Here is a 19,573-nt window from a genome sequence, read left to right as displayed (position 1 = left end):
TCCGAGTCGTCGCGACAATTCGCCGCAGAGGGATTGATAATATTGAATCTGAATGGTCTGCATACACATTTCTTATCTTAATTCTACACATCGTCATGAAAAAACTGATCTTACTATGCCTGCTTCTGTTAGCATCCACCCTGGGCCGAAGCCAGGAAAAGAATGAATTCACCGTACTGCAATGGAACATCTGGCAAGAAGGGACAAAAGTGCCCGGAGGATATGATGCCATTGTAAATGAGATCGTACGCCTGAAGCCGGATTTCGTGACTTTCAGCGAAGTAAGGAATTACAGAAATACCCGTTTCTGCGACCGCATCGTGCAGTCATTGAAGTCAAAAGGAGAAAACTATTATTCCTTTTACAGCTACGACACCGGGCTGCTGAGCCGCCATCCCATCACCGACTCCCTAACGGTTTTTCCCGAAAAAGATGACCACGGAAGCATTTACAAGATGACAAGCCATATCAACGGCCATAAAATAGCTGTCTATACCGCGCATCTGGACTATCTGAACGATGCCTACTATAATGTACGGGGTTACGACGGCTCTACCTGGAAAGAAATTCCTGTTCCGCAAACCGTGCGCGAAGTGCTTGAAGTAAACGACGCCTCACTACGCGACGATGCCATCCGCAAATTCATAGATGCCGCCCGCAAGGATATTGAAGAGGGCACTGTCGTCATTCTGGGAGGAGACTTCAACGAACCTTCCCATCTGGACTGGACGCGCGAAACGAAAGATCTCTACGACCATAACGGGCTGATTGTTCCCTGGACCGTGTCTCTGCTGCTGGACAACAACGGCTTCATAGACACCTACCGCGAATTGCACCCTGACGTGTCGGCTTATCCCGGCTTTACCTTCCCCGCAGACAATCCGCTTGCCAAGGTAGAGAATCTGACCTGGGCTCCAAAGTCTGACGAGCGCGACCGCATAGACTACATATTCTTCTATCCACATCCCGCCATCCGGCTGAAAGATGCCGCAATCTTCGGTCCTCAAGGCAGCATTGTCAAAAGTCAACGTGTAACGGAGAAGACCAAAGACAAATTCGTGTTGCCGGCGGGTGTCTGGCCTACCGATCACAAAGGGCTGTTAGTGACGTTCAAGATAAAACCTTTTTCAGCAACTCACGCATCGTCTCTTTAAATATCGGATGTATAATATCCGGTGCAATCTCCGCCAAAGGCTCCATAACAAAAAGTCGCTCCTGCATCAACGGATGGGGAAGTTTCAGTTCAGAGGTGTTTAATGATACAGGTGTGCCGTCATCGGCAAAACAAAGCAAGAAGTCAATGTCTATCACCCTGTCACCATATACTCCATCCACGGATTTATGGAGCCTCCCCATCTCACGCTCTATCTCTTGTGTGATTTTCAGCACCTCCAAAGGAAGATGCGCCGTCTCCACGCTAAGGGCTGCATTAAGAAAGGTATTCTCTGAAGTAAATCCCCACGGAGCCGTAGCATAAAAAGCGGAAAGGGAAACAATTTTCCCTATCCGCTTTTCTATTTCCTGAACGGCAATACGCAGATTCCGATCCTTATCACCGAGGTTAGTACCAAGACTGAAATAAATGTTCATTTATCTGTCTGTAATCAGCATGGCATCTCCATACGTACCAAAGCGGTACTCTTCTTTCAATGCTATATCATAGGCATTCATCACCTGATCATAACCGCCAAAAGCAGCAACAATCATCAGCAAGGTGGAAAGTGGCATGTGGAAATTGGACACCATGGCATTGGCTACCGTGAAATCGTATGGAGGGAAAATAAATTTATTTGTCCAGCCCACATATTCCTTCAAGTGACCGTCCGTACTGACTGTGCTCTCAATGGCACGTATCACGGTAGTACCTACGGCACAAACCTGACGATTGAAATCTTTCGCACGGTTCACAACCTTTACGGCTTCTGCAGATACAGTCATCTGCTCAGAGTCCGTCTTATGTTTGGTAAGATCTTCCACATCGATGTCACGGAAGTTACCCAATCCGGCATGCAAAGTGACGTATGCAAAATCTATACCTTTGATTTCCATACGCTTCATCAACTCACGGCTGAAGTGAAGACTGGCAGTGGGAGCCGTAACGGCTCCTTCGTTGCGGGCAAAGATGGACTGGAACCGTTCAGCATCTTCCGCCTCTACAGGACGGTTGATAATGCCATGAGGCAACGGTGTCTCACCCAGTGCATAAAGCGCTTTCTTAAATTCGTCATGCGGCCCGTCATAAAGGAAACGGAGCGTACGTCCACGCGATGTGGTATTATCTATTACCTCAGCCACCATAGAGTCATCATCACCAAAATAGAGCTTGTTGCCGATACGGATTTTACGGGCAGGATCCACCAATACGTCCCACAAACGAAGTTCTTCATTCAACTCACGCAACAAGAATACCTCGATACGAGCACCGGTCTTCTCCTTGTTTCCATAAAGCCGGGCCGGGAATACCTTGGTGTCATTAAAGATAAACACATCCTTATCATCGAAATAATCCAGTATGTCCTTGAACATACGGTGTTCGATTTCGCCTGTCTTTCTGTGAAGCACCATCAGGCGCGACTCGTCTCTGTACTTCGTAGGATGCAAAGCTATCTTCTCTTCGGGAAGCTTGAATTTAAATTGCGACAGTTTCATAATTTTAATGTGCTAATGTGCCTGTGCGCCAATATACTGATGCAGATACCACACAAGGCCACGTGTTAATAATCAATCTTCTTCTGTTTCTATCTCTTGCGCATCTATCCACTCCTTGAAAAGGAGAGGATCAAGGCAATCTTCTATACGGACATTGCCGACACGGGTACGTTCCAGAGCTGTGAGATGAGCTCCACTGTTCAAAGCTTCGCCAATATCACGCGCCAAAGCACGGATATAAGTGCCTTTGCTGCAAACCACACGGATCTTAATGTCCGGCAGGCTGCACTCCAACAGTTCTATTTCGTCAATAACCAGCAACTTGGCTTTCAGCTCCACCTCTTCTCCTTTACGGGCAAGATCGTAGGCACGCTTACCATTCACCATACATGCTGAAAAAGCCGGAGGAATCTGTTGTATCTCACCGATAAATTTCTTCAGAGCTTCTTCCACCATCTCGCGGGTGATATGTTCCGTGGGATAGGTAGCATCTACTTCATGCTCCAAATCATAAGAAGGAGTGGTGGCGCCCAACCGAATTGTGGCGACATATTCCTTGGTATGATATTGAAACTCCTCAATGCGCTTGGTGGCCCTGCCGGTACATACAATCATCACTCCCGTGGCAAGAGGATCGAGCGTACCCGCATGACCCACTTTCAGTTTCTTCACTCCCATCCGCCGGCAGATGTGATAACGTGCGTGTCCCACCACTTTAAACGATGTCCAGCCCAGCGGTTTATTGAAGTATAGCACTTCTCCTTGTTTGAAATTCTTCATCACATTATTTCCAACGTGTGACCTGTCAGCAGCAGAATCAGAATTAATCCGCCGACGATAATACGATACCAACCGAATGCCTTAAAGCCATATTTGGTAACAAAACCGATAAAGAACTTAATGGCAAGCAGAGCCACTATAAATGCCACTATATTACCAATGATTAATGCAGGCATATTGTTCACGATAATCTCCATACCACCGTCCGTAAAGAGTTTCAACACCTTAAAAGCCGTAGCGGCAAACATCGTGGGCACGGCAAGGAAGAAAGAAAATTCAGCCGCCTGCCTGCGGGTGAGCTTCTGAGCCATGCCACCCACAATAGTGGCCATGGAGCGCGATACACCCGGTATCATAGCGATGCACTGAAAGAGACCTATGTTGAAAGCCCGCTTCTCCGTCAATACTGTATCATCACTGCCTTTATTGAATATCTTGTCGCAAAACAGCATGAACACACCGCCTATCACCAACATTACAGCTACCACGGCTACGCTTTCCAGCAACTCGTCTATCTTATCGTTGAACAAAAGGCCCAACACGGCTGCCGGAACAAAAGCCACCAACAGTTTCCAGTAGAAGTCGAACTTTTGCAGAAAACGTTTCAGCCAGATACCTAACTTTGCAAAAAACGTCTTTCCGACAGTTGCCTCAGCATCGAATACTTTGATAGGATTCAGGTGGAAAAAGCGTTTCCAATACAACCAGACCACCGAAAGGATAGCTCCAAACTGGATGATTACCGTAAAAGCCTTCACGAATTCCGTACTCTCCACTCCCAGAAGGTTTTGAGTGATAATCATGTGTCCGGTAGAAGAAACCGGCAAGAACTCTGTCAATCCTTCAACTATCGCAATGATGATCACCTCTAATGTACTTAAATCTCCCATGATCAGCCCTCAACCTTCTTCTCCGTTCTCGGCTTGCGCAGTACAGCGTATATCATAAACACAAAGCCCAACAGGCAGACTACCGGTGCTACCTTGATACGTCTCACACTGAAGATATCCGGCTCAAAGTTTGTCGGGGTGGATGCCGGACCGGTCATCAAAAGAAAGCCAATGATCACCACCGCCATGCCAACGGCAAGCAAGATGAAATTGGTCTTGTCAAAAGCGAATTTCTGTTTACTCATTTCGTTTTAATTATGAGTTATAAATTATCATGTCAGTTATCATATATAATACAATGTACCCGCCTTCATCTTCAAGTATTTGTTAATGGAAAACAAGGCACACAACCAAGTGATGAGCACTCCAAATGCAAGAACGGAGGCAGATACCAGCAACATGACATTGGGAGTGATGACGCGTATCAGATCCGGTTCATAAGAAACAAGCCAGTAAGCTCCACCCCACAATATACTGTCGGCCACCACGGCTGACAACACGCCTATCCAAAAGTTACGTCGCAAGAACGGACGCCGGATAAAGCTCCAGCTTGCCCCCACTAACTTCATGGTATGAATAAGGAAACGTTTGGAATAAATAGCAAGGCGGATCGTATTGTTTATCAATGCAAAAGAAATAAATGTCAGTATCACCGCCAATCCCAAAAGCATCAGGCTGATGTTTCGGATATTGTCATTGACGGCATCTATCAAATCCTTCTGATAAAGTACTTCCTGAATATTGGTATTTCTCTTGATCAGCTTTTCTATCTTGGCGATGCTGTCCGAATTGGCATAATCGGAATGCAGTTTGATCTCGATGGACGCAGTGAAAGGATTATAACCCAAAAACTCCTGTGGGTCTGTTCCCATTGCTTCGGTCTGTTCGCGGAGAGCTTGTTTTTTGGAAATATATTCCGTCTCCTTCACAAAAACTTCCTTATCCAGCTTCTTCCGGAGTTTCAATATTTCACTCTCGCTCATGTCATCGCTGACAAGAATGGAAAAGTTGATATTCTCCTTTACATATATAGAAAGATTATGGGCGCCCAACACAAAGAACACGACCAGTCCCAGCAACAGCAACACCAATGTCGTGCTGATGCCGGACGTAATGAATTGCATGTCAAAACAAGATACTGAATTATGTTTACCTTTCACCTTCATCTCGTTATTTTCTTCCTGAATACATATATCATGGAGCTGCTTCGCTCTTTCTTTACCAAGGAACTGAACCATGCCAGCGTACCGACCAGCATACCACGCAAGAAAGTGCAGGAATGCCTCATGTGCTTCTCCGTCAGCATAGACACATAAAAAGCATCAAAGGGCATAGGATGCCGTTCTGCCATGATAAAGCCATGCTTGGAACCGAATTGCTGAATAGTGCCCGGCGTGAAATGCCACAAGTGACGGGGCACATCGTATGCAGCCCAATACGCGCCGTATTTCCGTGCGTCGAACGAGGAACAATTTGGCACTGCAATAATCAACACCCCCTTGTCGGTCAGCAGGGAATTCAAAGTTTCCCAGGTTTCATTCAGATGTTCCAGATGTTCCATAACGTGCCACAAAGTAATCACATCGAAACTGCCGGGAGCAAAATCCTTCAAAACTGTATCGGGCTTCACATCCAAGCTGAAATGTTCCTTTGCGAAGGCACGCGCCTGTACATTCTTTTCCACTGCCTCTACCTGCCAGCCTCGACGCACCATAACATCTGCAAAATAGCCGGTTCCCGTACCCACATCCAGCAAACGGCCCTCCTTGCGATGCGCCTCACGAATGACCAAACGCGCTTTACGTCCCAACATATAACTTCGCACCCAGTGGTAAACGGAATTCATCGCACCTCTCCTGGTATCGGAGTGTGATATATAATCGGGAGTTTCATAATAGCGTCCTATCTCAGCTTCCACAGGGAAGTCTTGTGTGAAAAGAAATCCGCAATCCCCACAACGGCACAAGTGGAACATTTCGCCGGAAGCATAATGGTCAACACAAGTCAGGGCACGCTTAAGATGCGTTCCCCCGCATAGCGGACAAGCTTTTATAGTGAGTTTATTCATCGAATGTTCTGCCAAAAAGGAAATGCAGCCCCGAATAAACAAGGCACACCTATCCCAAATTTGGTGCAAAATAACAAATAAAAAGTGATTCACAAGGCTTCTGTTAAGGAGATTTAAGAATAGAATATGTTATGACACAAACATTTGCCAAACCGTTCGCTATTGAACGGGCAAGTGTTCGGAAACGGACAGCTCAAAGAAAACGAATGGCTCTGATTATAAGCAATTTAGTTTCTTGGCATAGCAATTGATTATAAATTATCGGAAGTGCCCGAAAAAAGTCAATCTTCAGATGCAACTTCTTTCGCCGACACAACGTCTAAATATAAAATAAGAACAGTAACAATTTAAAAATAAAGATTATGAAAACTACAAATTTATTCAAAGCAGTTGCATTCGTAGCAATGATTATCGTAAGTATTATGAATTCAGAAGTAAAAGCACAGGGCAATAAATTCATTACCAATGAAGAAGTAAAAAATGAAATGGTAGTTGCCAAAACTATTTTCAAGCAAGACGGCATTCAACTTTATCGCCATATGCGCTATGAGTTTACTTATGACGACCAAAAACGTCTTGTCAGCAAAGAGGCTTACAAATGGAATGGTGCAAAAGAACAATGGGAACCTTACTTTAAAATGAGTTATGAATACGGCAATGCCGAAATCATAATGTCCTACGCACGTTGGGATGAATCACGCAAGGCTTTTGACAAAGACATGAAAAAGAGCATTTATGAACTGAATAATGAGAATATGCCGATAGCTTGCCTGTAAAGCACCAAGCTTTCTACCTATAAGCTGATTGACAAGAAAGGAAACATTCATGATTTGGACTGGCGTCATGCCGATAATATGAACCGTTTCAAGCAGCAAGTGGAACAGCTCAGTAAGTGAAAGCGAAAATAAATATGGTTTATCCTGAACCAAAACAAATGTCTCAAGATATTTAGAGAATATTGCATATAAGTTGGCATACGTTGACTGTACATTAAACGTTTAGTTACGCATAATAAACTAACTATCAATAATATGTACAACTTTAAACATCAATTTATTAACTTTTTAATTCCGGAAACGGGTGTCTTATGAAAAAGAATCTTGCTTTATTGGTTTTCTCGTTTGTTGCTTTATCGGTTGCGGCTCAGAATAACCTGCCTGTACTGAAGGCAAAGAATAACCCTGTCATATCTTCTGAGGATGGTGTGGAACGGCCGTGGTTTATATCACCGGATGTTCGTCCGGATGTGATGAAGACGAGTGCTAAGAATATTGTTTTCCGCAGCTCTACCGATACGTTGTCATTTAAGTTGGAAGAGGGCAAAGCCTTTGATTTCATTGTTTTGACGAACGAAAACGATTCGGCCTTCACGCGGGTCGAATGGGTTTCGGACAATCCTTTGCAAAATCCGCCAAAGAGATTGCTCGGACTTTCGGCCACAGGAAAGATGTCGCGCGAACAGGCTGTGTTCGATATTGACGCATTGGTTTACAATCTTAGTGAGATTCATCCTGATATGTATGCGCAGTGTGGCATGGGTGAATTTATGCATGCGGTGGCTGAGGTGAAATCCGCATTGCCGGACTCTTTGTCCAAGCTCGAACTCTATGAACATTCCGCGCCGCTGGTGTCGATGCTTGGCGACGGGCACACGATCATGAGATTCCCGTTCAATGATGTTTTCACTTCTGAACTGAAACGCGAACCTTTTCTGTTGAGTATTAATGATAACGATTCAACAGTGTCGGTGCGTAAAAGTGCTTGCCCTGCACTTCCCGATTCTGTGCAGCTTAAAAGCATCAATGGAATTGAGGTGCGTGACATGGTGGCGTGGATGATGAATTATGCAAGTGGAGAACGGCCTTTCTTTAAATTGAGTAGGGTGAACGACCTTTTTCCTGCACTCTTTCAGATGCGCTATGCTGCCGAAAGCTATGATGTGGAATTCATAGCCGATGGAAAGATTAAACAAGCAACAGTTCCTGCAATGACATTTTCCGAGCTGAAAGCAGCTTACAGCTCCTCGAATAAACCGGGTCCAAAGAAATCCGACCTCCCTTACTTCTATGAGATTCCCGATGGAAAAAAGTATGCCATTCTGACTTTTAATGCCTGCGCCGATGAAAAACGAATGGCTGTTTTTGCGGATTCTATGGTTACTGAACTCAATCAGCGCAAAATCAAACACCTTATCATCGATGTTCGTTATAATGGAGGTGGGAACTCAATGGTGGGAGAGGAATTGCTCAAGCGTATTTCCAACGTGCCTTTCAATCAGTTTGGACGCTCATATTGTCGCGTGACACCTACGGTGCAACGCTTGATGAATCAAAAAGCAGATGCCGGCATCTATTGTTTTGCTGAGCCAACTAAAATGATACAGCCCCTTGATGCCGAACACCGCTTTCAGGGCAAAACGATCATGCTCATCAGTCATAAAACATTCTCTTCTGCGGCGGATTTCTCTTGGACATTCAAGTATTTCAATATGGGAGTCGTGGTTGGAGAGGAAACCGGGGGAATGAGTGTCTGTTTCGGTGATTACTTGAACTATCGCCTTCCGGTTTCAGGCCTTTTCACAAGTATCTCTTACAAACGCTTCTGGCAATATGGGGCTGACGAAAAGGATATTCACGGAACTGTGCCTGATTACATTGTGCCTCAAGCTGAAGCACTTGAGTTTGCTAAAAGACTGACTAAAAAGAGAAAATAATTTCTGTAAGGTTTCATTCGGAGCATGATTTTGCAATTGATATAATTTACTGAAGTATTTCGATATGTTCAGTTGGCACGATACCTCAGCCCAAATCAATGTATGGTTTGATGAGAAAGATTACATGAAACAGTCTGATTACAAGAGTAGCACTGTCATCTCGCAGGCTTTACGAATGAGAATGCCAAAACAAATAAAGGGGATGAATGTGTCAAAACTCCTCTTTTATCAAAATCACCCTCGCTACAAATTGAACTGCACTCCTAAAGTTTTGTGTCCAACTTTTGGGGTGCAGTTCAATTTGTAGCGAGGGTGATTTTGATAAAAGAGGAGTTTTGACACATTTACATCTGTATTTTTTCCACGTGTCCGCGATTGCCTATCTCAAATCAGACACTTCTTCTCCTTTCAGTGTCGCCGAACTGGATTCCGTAACTCTGACAGTGACAAAATCACCTATACGGTGCGTACCACGATCAAAGACCACTACGCGATTCTGCTCCGTGCGACCGAACAGTTGGTTACGGCTACGCTTACTGACACCCTCTACCAACACTTCATACATGCGTCCCACGCAACGGGCGTTAGCCTCTGCAGACAGACGGTTCTGAAGGGCAATGATTTCATTCAAACGGCGAATCTTCACTTCTTCGGGAACATCATCCGGCAAATGCTTGGATGCGTATGTGCCCGGACGCTCGGAATATTTGAACATAAAAGCGGCATCATACCCGCATTCTTCCATCAGTGACAGAGAAAGCTGATGATCTTCTTCCGTCTCCGAGTGGAATCCGGAAAAGATGTCTGTGGAAAGTCCGCAATCGGGAATAATCCGGCGGATAGCAGCAACGCGCTCCAAATACCATTCACGGGTATATCGACGGTTCATCAGCTTCAGAATACGGCTGCTTCCACTCTGCACCGGCAAATGGATATGCTTACATACATTAGGCATATCAGCTATGACCTGCAAAGTTTCATCACTCATGTCCTTGGGATGTGAAGTAGTAAATCGAATACGGACACCTTGCGCAGCTTCAGCTACCATACGCAGCAGTATCGGGAATGTGACCACTCCGCCATCCGGTTTTTCAAAGCGGTAGGAGTTGACATTCTGTCCCAAAAGAGTGACTTCCTTATATCCCTTGGCAACCAAGTCGGCTACTTCATTCAGAATACTCTCCACATCACGGCTACGCTCTCTACCACGAGTATAGGGAACGATACAATAAGTGCAAAAATTATTGCAACCACGCATGATGGACACAAAGCCGGAAATATGGTTTCCACAGATACGCGAGGGAATGACGTCACGATAAGTCTCCGTAGTCGAAAGTTCCACATTCATCGCCTTTTCACCTGCTTCTACCGATGCTATCAGTTCGGGCAACGTCAGATAAGCATCCGGGCCTACCACAAGATCAACGTGATGATTCGTAATTAAATCATCCTTTACACGTTCGGCCATACAGCCCAACACACCGACGATAAGATGGCGTTTTTTCTTCTTAAGCGAGTGAAAAAACTCAAGACGATTCAAAATCTTCTGCTCTGCGTTATCACGGATGGAGCAGGTATTCATAAATACCGCATCCGCCTCTTCCAGCGTTTCAGCCACAGAATAGCCTGCCATCTGCATGACTGAAGCAATTACTTCACTATCTGCCACATTCATCTGGCAGCCGTAGGTTTCGATGAACAACTTCTTGTTGTCATCAGCAGTCGCAGATTTAAAGTCTGCTTCCGTTACTTTCTCCATATTTTATTTCTTTATTATATAGGGTAAATTGTCCGCAAAGATACGCCTTCCCTGCCAATTAAGTAATGAAATGAAAGAAAAATAGCATCTCAAGCTGTTAGTCCGAGAATTATGCACTAATTAATGTTAATAAAACAAACATTTTTCAAGTATTGAGTTGGCATTGTTGAAATAAATTTCCACATTTGTGAAATGAAAGAAACATTAGATTTTTTCATAGTTAAGGTTTAGGTTAAAAAATTAAGGGGAGCTGTGAAGCTGCCCTTTTTTAATGTCTAATTCTTGGCGACAATCGGATTAATTATTTACCTTTGCCCCAAAGCAGAAGATAATCAGCGCCTAATCGGTACAAAAAATAAGCACGTTCATTTTGTTCTGTTTTCGGTTTGCATTATCTTTGGGCGAAAAACAAAAAAGATATGGAAGACGCTTTTAAATTTCTATTAGTTGCGGCTGTAATAGTTATCGGACTTATCAGGCAGTTTAAAAAAGAAGCTAAGAAAAATGCCGAAAGCAAGCCTTTTATGCTACCTGATACAGATATGGAAGACGACGTATTCACTCCTTCCTCTGAGCAGGGAAGCACCTACGGAGGCTATATACCCGAAGGCCCTCAAATGACGGAACAAACCACCGAAAAAGCATTCACCCCTTCCGTAAAATCCAAATCAAGAAAGACCTCCGGTTCCTCATATATTCCCATCCAAGAAAAAGATTGTCTCACGGCATCCGACACGCCCGAATCCGATGAAACCTCCGAATACGGCATTCATTCGGCAGAAGAAGCAAAGCGAGCCATCATTTGGTCAGAAATACTTCAAAGGAAATATTAACCAAATTAAAAGTCGGGAATCACAAAAGTTGATATCTGAAAATTAGATGTTTAATCTTAGCGGATCTTTACACGCAAAAAATAACTATACATTATGGCATTCAATTACATTTCGGCAGCAGAAGCTGCAAGCCTGATTAAACATGGCTACAACATCGGTCTAAGTGGATTTACTCCCGCAGGAACAGCCAAAGCCGTTACACATGCATTGGCAGAAATAGCAGAAGCTGAGCACGCCAAAGGAAACCCTTTCCAAGTGGGCATCTTCACAGGTGCTTCTACGGGTGATGCCTGCGACGGCATACTTTCACGTGTCAAAGCCATCCGATACCGCGCTCCATACACCACCAACGCCGACTTCCGCAAGGCGGTGAACAATGGTGAGATTGCCTACAACGACATTCACCTTTCGCAGATGGCCCAGGAAGTGCGTTACGGCTTCATGGGAAAAGTAAACGTTGCCATTATCGAGGCATGCGAAGTGACCGAAGACGGTAAAATCTATCTGACAGCAGCCGGCGGCATCGCTCCTACCGTATGTCGCCTCGCCGACCAAATCATCGTAGAACTGAACGCTGCCCACAGCAAGAATGCCATGGGATTGCACGACGTTTACGAGCCTCTGGACCCTCCCTACCGCCGCGAGATACCCATCTACAAGCCGAGTGACCGCATCGGGAAGCCCTACATTCAAGTTGACCCGAAGAAGATTGCAGGTGTCGTAGAAACCAACTGGCCGGATGAAGCACGTTCTTTTGCTGATGCAGACCCTCTGACCGATAAAATAGGACAGAACGTGGCCGACTTCTTAGCTGCCGACATGAAGCGCGGCATCATTCCTCCCACCTTCCTCCCGCTGCAATCGGGTGTGGGCAACATTGCCAACGCTGTATTGGGCGCATTAGGACGTGACAAGACCATCCCTCCGTTTGAAATGTACACAGAGGTTATCCAGAACTCCGTCATCGGACTGATCCGTGAAGGCCGTGTGAAATTCGGCAGCGCCTGCTCACTGACCGTGACGAACGACTGTCTGGAAGGCATCTACAACGACATGGACTTCTTCCGCGATAAGTTGGTATTGCGCCCGTCGGAAATATCCAACAGCCCGGAAGTGGTACGCCGTCTCGGTGTAATCTCCATCAACACAGCCATCGAAGCCGACCTCTACGGAAACGTGAACTCCACCCACATCGGCGGTACGAAGATGATGAACGGTATCGGCGGAAGCGGTGACTTCACACGCAACGCTTATATCTCCATCTTCACTTGTCCGTCCGTTGCCAAAGAGGGCAAGATCAGCGCCATTGTTCCGATGGTGTCTCATCACGACCATACGGAACACGACGTCAACATCATCATTACCGAACAGGGTGTTGCCGATCTCCGTGGAAAGAGCCCGAAAGAACGCGCGCAGGCCATCATCGAAAACTGCGCCCATCCCGACTACAAGAATATCCTTTGGGATTACCTGAAACTGACCGACGGCAAGGCACAGACTCCACAGGCTGTCCGCGCCGCATTGGGTATGCATGCCGAACTCGCCAAAAGCGGGGACATGAAGAACGTGGACTGGGCACTGTACAAATAGAAACCTTTTCGTGACCGGGAAACAGAGGTCCGGAAGATACTTGCGATGCATCTATATATCCGACGTATGGGATATATAGATGCATCGTGTCGTAAGTACGCCACCTGAATGACAGATACTCTCAAAGTATAAACTAATTATGCACATTTACTTATTCACTGATCAGTAGGAAAAAGGTATAAAAAAGAATGATTATCCGCAATGATAACTCTTAATGATGATTATTTACAAAGCAGGGCTGCTCTGGAATCACTTCCCAAGCAGCCCTTTTTCTTCATCTGAATGATGATGAAGACACAGAGAGAGTATGATGAGGTTTAGTCTTGACCTCCTCCAAGTGCCTGATAGAGATTAATCAGGCTTTGCAGCTCCGTGAAGCGGTTGGACGCCTGTGAGAGCTGCGCACTGAGCAAGCTCTGCCGGGCGGTGAGCACTTCCAGATAGGTGGTAGTGCCATGCTCCATCAACAGGGAGGTGCTGCGCAAGGCCGACTGCAAGGAAGACACCTGTTTCTCCAACAAGGCACTCTTTGCGCGGCTGGTCTGGCAAGCGGTGATAGCGTCGTTCACCTCGCTGCCGGCATTGAGCACGGCTTGCTGAAAGGCAAGTGAGGCCTCTTCCTGCCGGGCTTTGGCTATACGGTACTGCGCCACCACCTGCCCGCGGGCAAAGAGGGGCTGCGTCAGCGAACCTACTGCCGAAGCAAGGAACTTGCCGGGATTGACAATCATGCTTCCGGCGGCATTGGTCCACCCCGCACTGCCACTCAAAGTAATGGAGGGATAAAAGGCCGAACGGGCTGCATTGGTTCCATAGAAAGCGGCTTCCAACGTCCGTTCCGCACTGCGCACATCGGGGCGGGCGGAAAGCAACGATACGGGCACTCCTACGGAATACTCGGAAGACAGACGGCTGTCGGCCAGCGCACCGCGCTCGTAGTGGCGGGGAGTATCGGCCAGCAGCAAGGCAAGCGAGTTCTCCGTCTGGTTGATTTGCTCCTTCAGCGTGAGGACGGAAGCCTGCACGGAATAGAGCGTACCTTCCATCTGCGACACGCCCGCCTCGTTGTATTGTCCCGCCTGCATCAAGGCGCGGGCGGCACGCACCGTCTCCTCCCAGGCCTGTGCGGTCTGTTCGGTCAGGGCAAGCTGTTCGTCCAGCATCAATAAGGTATAATAGGTATTGGCAATGCCGGCAATGAGCTGTGTGCGCACGGCTTGGCGATAGTCCTCGCTTTGGGCAAGGAGTGCCTTAGACTGTTTCCGGGCGTTGCGCAAGCCTCCGAAGAGGTCGAGCTGCCATGAAGCGGTGACGGGCAGGGAATAGGTTTGCGAAGCCTTGCCGCCGTCAAAGCTGCTCACAGTGCCTTGCGGCGCAAGGGCAAACGAAGGCAGGAAGGCCAGCCGGGCAGAGAGCAAGGTGGCTTGTGCCTCTTCCACACGAAGCTGTGCGGAGAGGTAGTCGGTATTGGTCTGCAAACCTTGCTCGATGAGCCGTTGCAGGCAGGGGTCTGTAAAGAGTTCCTGCCAGGGGATGCCGCCTAAGCTGAGGGTATCGGCGGCTTGCACCTCCGTCGTATCCTCTCCGTAGAGGCCGTCGGACACCTCGGTAGCGGGTTTGTATTTGGTGTACACGCCGCAGCTACTGAGCAGCAAACCGGCGGCGGACAATATGATGATATGTTTCTTCATTGTTCCAATCTGTTTTTATTCCGTTTCCTCTGCACAAGCTGTCTGCTTGTGCAGAGGAAATTATTTGTTTCATTAGGGGAAAGTTTTTTGTTCCAAAGCTTGGCACTTTTTGTTCCAAAGCTTGAAACCATCAGTTTCTCGCTGAGAAACCATCAGTTCCAAGCCTTGGCACTCAATCTTTCGCCCGTTCTGCCTCACTCTTTTCCTTTTCGAGCAGCACTTGCGCATCGGCTTCTTCGTGCATGGGCTTGCGTATCTTCTCTTGCAGGAACTCGAAGGCGATGTAGAACACCGGCACTACGAACAGCAATGCCAGAGTACCTACCGCCATACCGCCCACTACGCCTGTGCCCAGTGACGAGTTGCCGTTGGCTCCCGCACCGCTGGAGAACATCAAGGGGAGCATACCGAATATCATCGTCAGCACCGTCATCAGGATGGGGCGCAGACGGGCTTGTGCAGCGGCGTAGGCACTCTCTATGATGCCCATACCCTTGCGGCGGCGCTCCACGGCAAACTCCGTAATCAGGATGGCCGTCTTTGCCAGCAAGCCGATAAGCATGATGACACCCGTTTGCAGGTAGATGTTATTCTCCAGCCCGAAGAGCTTGGCGAAGAGGAACGACCCCATCAGTCCGAACGGTACGGAGAAGATGACGGCAAACGGGATGAGGAAGCTCTCGTAAAGGCAAGCCAAGATGAGGAAGATGAGCACGATGCAGATGCCATAGATGAGCACCGTCTGCATACCGCCGCTGCTTGCTTCCTCACGCGCCATGCCGCCGTATTCGTAGCCGTAGCCCGAAGGCAATGCCTGTGCGGAGACTTCTTCGATGGCCTTCTGCACCTCACCGCTGGAATATCCGGGGGCGGGGTTCACGTTCACGGTGATGGAGCTGTAGAGGTTGAAGCGGTTGGCCGTCTCCGGGCCGAGCACCTTCTTCAAGGTGACGAACTGGCTGACGGGAGCCATCTCCGAACCGTTGCGCACAAACATATTGTCGAGCGCATGTTGGTCGAGGCGGAATTCCGGGGAAGCCTGCATCATCACCCGATATACCTTGCCATACTTATTGTAGTTGGAGATGTAGCCACCGCCGCAATAGCTGCCCAATACATCGAGCACCGTGGCAGGCGAAATGCCCGCACGCTTGCACTTGGCGGCATCCACATCCACCGAAAGCTGCGGGAAGTTCATGGCGTAGGACGTATAGGCCATAGCCACCTCAGGGCGTTGGTTCAGCGCGCCGAGGAACTGCATGGTGTTCTGGTAGAAGACGGACATCTCACCGCCCGTCTTGTCCTGCATGTTCAGCTCGATGGCGTTACCCATGCCGTAGCCGGGAATCATACCCATCTGGAAGCAGAATATCTGTGCCTCCTTGATGCCCTGGAACTGGGCGTTGAGCCGTCCCATCACCGCGTTGGCAGAGTGTTCCTTGCCCTTACGCTCGCTCCAGTCCTTGAGTCGTATCATCAGGATACCGTAAGAAGTGCCTTGTCCGGACAGCATACCGTAACCACTCACCTTGGAGTAGTGGTCCACCTCCGGCGTGTTCTTCACCAAAGCCTCGGCCTTGGCCATCACTTTGGCGGTCTCCTCAAGCGTACTGCCCGGTGCGGTGCTCACGTTGGCCATGATGAAGCCCTGGTCTTCCTGCGGCACAAGTCCCGTCTTGGTGGTGGCCATGAGCCATACCAACAGCACGGTGGCAATGCCCAGTGAAGTCCACGTCATCCAGCGGTGGTGGATGGCGAACATCACACCTTTCTTATATTTGCCCAACAGGGCGTTGTACGAAGCATTGTAGGCAGCCCGCACCCGTCCGTTGATGCTCTTGGCGCTCTTGGTTCCGTCGGAGGGGCGCATCATGATGGCGCACAAGGCGGGGCAGAGTGTCAAGGCCGAAATCATGGAGATACCTACCGCCGTGGCCATTGTCACACCAAACTGGGTGTAGAAGATGCCCGACGTGCCGCCCATGAACGTCACGGGGATAAACACCGCCATGAACACACAGGTACAAGAGACGATGGCCATCGTCACATCGCCCATCGCATCCTTGGTAGCCTGATAGGACGAGGTGTAGCCCGCATCGAACTTGGCCTGCACAGCCTCCACCACCACAATGGCATCGTCCACCACCGTACCGATGGCAAGCACCAAGGCAAACAGGGTAAGGATGTTGATGCTGAAGCCTGCCGCCATCATGCACGCAAAGGTTCCTATCAGTGAAACCACGATGGAGATGGAGGGGATAATCGTACTCTTCAAGTCCTGCAGGAAGAAGTACACCACGAGGATGACGAGGATGATGGCTATAATCAGCGTTTCCACCACATTGTGGATAGAAGCGAAAAGGAAGTCGTTGGAACTCATCAGGGTGATGAACTTCGTGCCTTTGGGCAAGTCCTTGCTCAAGTCGTTCAGCAAGGCCGTGATGTCACTGTTCACCGCCGTGGCATTGGCTCCCGCCACCTGGAAGGCCAGGAAGGTGACACCCGGATGGCCGTCTGTCTCGCCATGAAAGCTATAAGACAAAGAGCCCAACTCCACGTCCGCCACATCCTTGAGGCGAAGCACAGAACCGTCGGCCTGCGCACGGATTACGGTGTTCTGAAACTCCTCCGTGCTCTTCAACCGTCCGCGATACTTCATGGTGAACTGGAAGACGTTCTTCGAGTCGGCGCCCAGCGAACCGGTAGGCGACTCTATGTTCTGCTCGCCCAACACGGAAGTCACGTCCGAGGGTATCAGTCCGTATTGTGCCATGCGCTCAGGCTTCAGCCAGATACGCATACTGTACGTGTCGCCCATCGCCATCACGTCGCCCACACCATCTATACGCTTCACGGCGGGCACGATGTTGATGTCAAGGTAGTTGGCCAGGAAACGCTCGTCGTATGTACCATCGGTGCTCACTAATGTGTTTACCTGCAAGAAGCTGGTCTGGCGCTTCTGCGTAGTGACACCGATTCTGGTCACTTCGGCAGGCAGCAGGCCTTGCGCTTTGGACACACGGTTCTGCACGTTCACGGCCGCCATGTCGGGGTCGGTTCCCTGCTTGAAGTAAACGTTTATGGTAGCCGTTCCGGCATTGGTGGCGGTGGAGGTGATGTACATCATGTTCTCCACGCCGTTGATGCTCTCTTCCAAGGGCATGATGACACTGTTCATCACCGCCTCGGCATCAGCACCGGTATAGGAAGCACTGACCTGCACCGTGGGCGGCGCAATGTCGGGGTACTGCTCCACCGGGAGTGTGAGCAGCGAGATGAGCCCGACAATCAATATCAGCAGCGAGATGGAGATAGCCATCACCGGCCGCTTAATGAATATATTTCCTTTCATATTGTTTCTGCTAATGTTTCATTTAAAAAGACGTCATTTCACCGGAGTTCCTTCACGCACCAGTCCGGCGCCTTCGGATACAATCTCGTCGCCCGGTTTCAAGCCGTCCAACACCACGTATTCGCGGCCGTCGCTCACGGGAGCCACGGTGATGAGCGTAGAAGCGGCCTTGCCGTCCACTACCTTATATACCACCGTCTTGTCCTGAAGCTGCACCGTGGCGCCTTGCGGAATGACAACGCACTGCTTATAGGTACTCGGCATCACCACGCTGCCCGACGCGCCGCTATGCAGCAGTCTGGACTCGTTGGGGAACACGGCACGTGCCGACACCGTACCCGTCTGACGGTCTATCACGCCACTGATGGACTCTATCTTGCCCGGCTGCTCGTACATGCTGCCGTCATTCAGTTGGAGCTGCACGGCAGGCATGGCCTTCAGCGCCTCGTCCATAGAACCATGCTCGCGGGTGAGGGCTAAGAGTTGATTCTCCGTCATGGAGAAGTAAACGTACATATCACGGTTGTCGCTCACGGTGGTGAGGGGTTGCTGTATGTTAGCGCTCACCAATGCACCCACCCGATAAGGCAAAGCACCTACCACACCGTCGGCAGGACTCTTCACTTCGGTATAAGAGAGGTTGTTGCGCGCATTCACCTCCTGTGCCTCAGCTTGGGAGAGCTGTGCTTTGGCGGCGAGGTAAGAGTTCTCCGCCGTCTGCAAGGTGTATTGCGACACCACCTTCTGGGCATATAGTTCCTTGTTGCTGTTGAATGCCAACTGTGCCGACGAGAGCGAAGCACGTGCCGCCTCCACATTGGCAAGCGCCGTCTTCAGGGCCGCCTTATAGGGCACTTGGTCGATAATGAACAACAACTGTCCCTGCTTCACCTTCTGCCCCTCTGCCACGCAGAGACGCTGTATAGTGCCCGACACCTGCGGATAGATGTCGATGTCCTGCCGTCCGCGTATGGTGGCGGAGTAGGAAGAAGTAATCTCTTTGTCCGACGCAGCCACCGTCATGGTAGCATACGAAGGCTTCATCTGGGCATCCGGCGCCTGCTTGCACGATGCCAACCACATGGTACTGCCAATGAGCATCATCAGCCGTATCCCTTTTCCATTTACCTTAATCATATTCTCTATTGATTTAAAAAAATATATGTTCTTTATTCCTTGTTCCTTATTTCTCATCTTAGGCTTCTTGCCTCTCCTCTCTTCCCATTGAAGCAAAACTTCCATACTACT

Annotated in this window: 16 protein-coding genes; 5 read left to right on the top strand and 11 right to left on the bottom strand. The window is 48.7% G+C overall.

Annotation, left to right across the window (positions count from 1 at the left end; translation table 11 throughout):
* Positions 1-95 precede the first annotated feature (95 nt).
* The gene (locus BACHE_RS03815) at positions 96-1,154 is read left to right on the top strand and encodes an endonuclease/exonuclease/phosphatase family protein (protein WP_013546390.1); all 1,059 of its coding nucleotides are present in this window, start codon (positions 96-98) and stop codon (positions 1,152-1,154) included.
* On the opposite strand, the gene folK is transcribed toward BACHE_RS03815, so the two are convergent.
* From folK to BACHE_RS03780, 7 genes are all read right to left on the bottom strand, one after another.
* Complete coding sequence (folK, locus tag BACHE_RS03810) at positions 1,111-1,590, bottom strand: 2-amino-4-hydroxy-6-hydroxymethyldihydropteridine diphosphokinase (protein ID WP_013546389.1); 480 nt, start codon at positions 1,588-1,590, stop codon at positions 1,111-1,113. The genes BACHE_RS03815 and folK overlap by 44 nt on opposite strands.
* Positions 1,591-2,649, bottom strand: a complete 1,059-nt coding sequence (queA, locus tag BACHE_RS03805; protein ID WP_013546388.1) for a tRNA preQ1(34) S-adenosylmethionine ribosyltransferase-isomerase QueA — start codon at positions 2,647-2,649, stop codon at positions 1,591-1,593. It abuts the gene before it with no gap.
* A gap of 72 nt (positions 2,650-2,721) precedes the next feature.
* Positions 2,722-3,429, bottom strand: a complete 708-nt coding sequence (truB, locus tag BACHE_RS03800; protein ID WP_013546387.1) for a tRNA pseudouridine(55) synthase TruB — start codon at positions 3,427-3,429, stop codon at positions 2,722-2,724.
* Positions 3,429-4,319, bottom strand: a complete 891-nt coding sequence (locus BACHE_RS03795) for an undecaprenyl-diphosphate phosphatase (protein ID WP_013546386.1) — start codon at positions 4,317-4,319, stop codon at positions 3,429-3,431. The genes truB and BACHE_RS03795 overlap by 1 nt, the downstream gene beginning before the upstream one ends.
* A 2-nt stretch (positions 4,320-4,321) precedes the next feature.
* Positions 4,322-4,564 (bottom strand): DUF3098 domain-containing protein, encoded by a 243-nt coding sequence (locus tag BACHE_RS03790; RefSeq protein ID WP_013546385.1) that lies wholly within the window; start codon positions 4,562-4,564, stop codon positions 4,322-4,324.
* Between the two features lie 39 nt (positions 4,565-4,603).
* A complete protein-coding gene (locus tag BACHE_RS03785) occupies positions 4,604-5,485 on the bottom strand; it encodes a cell division protein FtsX (RefSeq protein WP_013546384.1) in 882 nt (293 codons plus the stop codon).
* On the bottom strand, positions 5,482-6,387 hold the full coding sequence (locus tag BACHE_RS03780) for a class I SAM-dependent methyltransferase (protein WP_013546383.1): 906 nt from the start codon (positions 6,385-6,387) through the stop codon (positions 5,482-5,484). Before BACHE_RS03780 ends, BACHE_RS03785 begins: the two co-directional genes overlap by 4 nt.
* Before the next feature lie 362 nt (positions 6,388-6,749).
* Between BACHE_RS03780 and BACHE_RS03775 the strand changes: the two genes are divergently transcribed.
* On the top strand, positions 6,750-7,163 hold the full coding sequence (locus BACHE_RS03775) for a DUF3836 domain-containing protein (RefSeq protein WP_013546382.1): 414 nt from the start codon (positions 6,750-6,752) through the stop codon (positions 7,161-7,163).
* Positions 7,164-7,474: 311 nt separating this feature from the next.
* Positions 7,475-9,100, top strand: a complete 1,626-nt coding sequence (locus BACHE_RS03770) for a S41 family peptidase (RefSeq protein ID WP_013546381.1) — start codon at positions 7,475-7,477, stop codon at positions 9,098-9,100.
* 379 nt (positions 9,101-9,479) lie between these two features.
* Here the strand turns inward: BACHE_RS03770 and miaB are convergent, their stop codons facing one another.
* The gene (miaB, locus tag BACHE_RS03765; protein WP_013546380.1) at positions 9,480-10,859 is read right to left on the bottom strand and encodes a tRNA (N6-isopentenyl adenosine(37)-C2)-methylthiotransferase MiaB; all 1,380 of its coding nucleotides are present in this window, start codon (positions 10,857-10,859) and stop codon (positions 9,480-9,482) included.
* A gap of 419 nt (positions 10,860-11,278) precedes the next feature.
* On the opposite strand from miaB, the gene BACHE_RS03760 reads away from it, so the two are divergent.
* Positions 11,279-11,692 carry a hypothetical protein gene (locus BACHE_RS03760; RefSeq protein WP_013546379.1) on the top strand — a complete coding sequence of 138 codons (414 nt, stop codon included), beginning with the start codon at positions 11,279-11,281 and terminating at the stop codon, positions 11,690-11,692.
* A gap of 93 nt (positions 11,693-11,785) precedes the next feature.
* Positions 11,786-13,282 (top strand): butyryl-CoA:acetate CoA transferase, encoded by a 1,497-nt coding sequence (locus BACHE_RS03755; protein WP_013546378.1) that lies wholly within the window; start codon positions 11,786-11,788, stop codon positions 13,280-13,282.
* A 317-nt stretch (positions 13,283-13,599) separates the two neighbouring features.
* Here the strand turns inward: BACHE_RS03755 and BACHE_RS03750 are convergent, their stop codons facing one another.
* The 3 genes from BACHE_RS03750 to BACHE_RS03740 form a co-directional block, all read right to left on the bottom strand.
* Positions 13,600-14,973: an efflux transporter outer membrane subunit gene (locus BACHE_RS03750; RefSeq protein WP_013546377.1), complete on the bottom strand. Its 1,374-nt coding sequence runs from the start codon at positions 14,971-14,973 to the stop codon at positions 13,600-13,602.
* A 172-nt stretch (positions 14,974-15,145) separates the two neighbouring features.
* Positions 15,146-18,325 carry an efflux RND transporter permease subunit gene (locus BACHE_RS03745; RefSeq protein ID WP_013546376.1) on the bottom strand — a complete coding sequence of 1,060 codons (3,180 nt, stop codon included), beginning with the start codon at positions 18,323-18,325 and terminating at the stop codon, positions 15,146-15,148.
* A 33-nt stretch (positions 18,326-18,358) separates the two neighbouring features.
* Positions 18,359-19,462, bottom strand: coding sequence for an efflux RND transporter periplasmic adaptor subunit (locus BACHE_RS03740; protein ID WP_013546375.1), 1,104 nt, complete (start codon positions 19,460-19,462; stop codon positions 18,359-18,361).
* Positions 19,463-19,573: the final 111 nt, after the last annotated feature.

The organism is Bacteroides helcogenes P 36-108 (genome assembly GCF_000186225.1).
Taxonomy (GTDB): Bacteria; Bacteroidota; Bacteroidia; order Bacteroidales; family Bacteroidaceae; genus Bacteroides; species Bacteroides helcogenes.
Note: the sequence above shows the minus strand (reverse complement) of the source record. Positions and strands in the feature narration are given on the sequence as shown.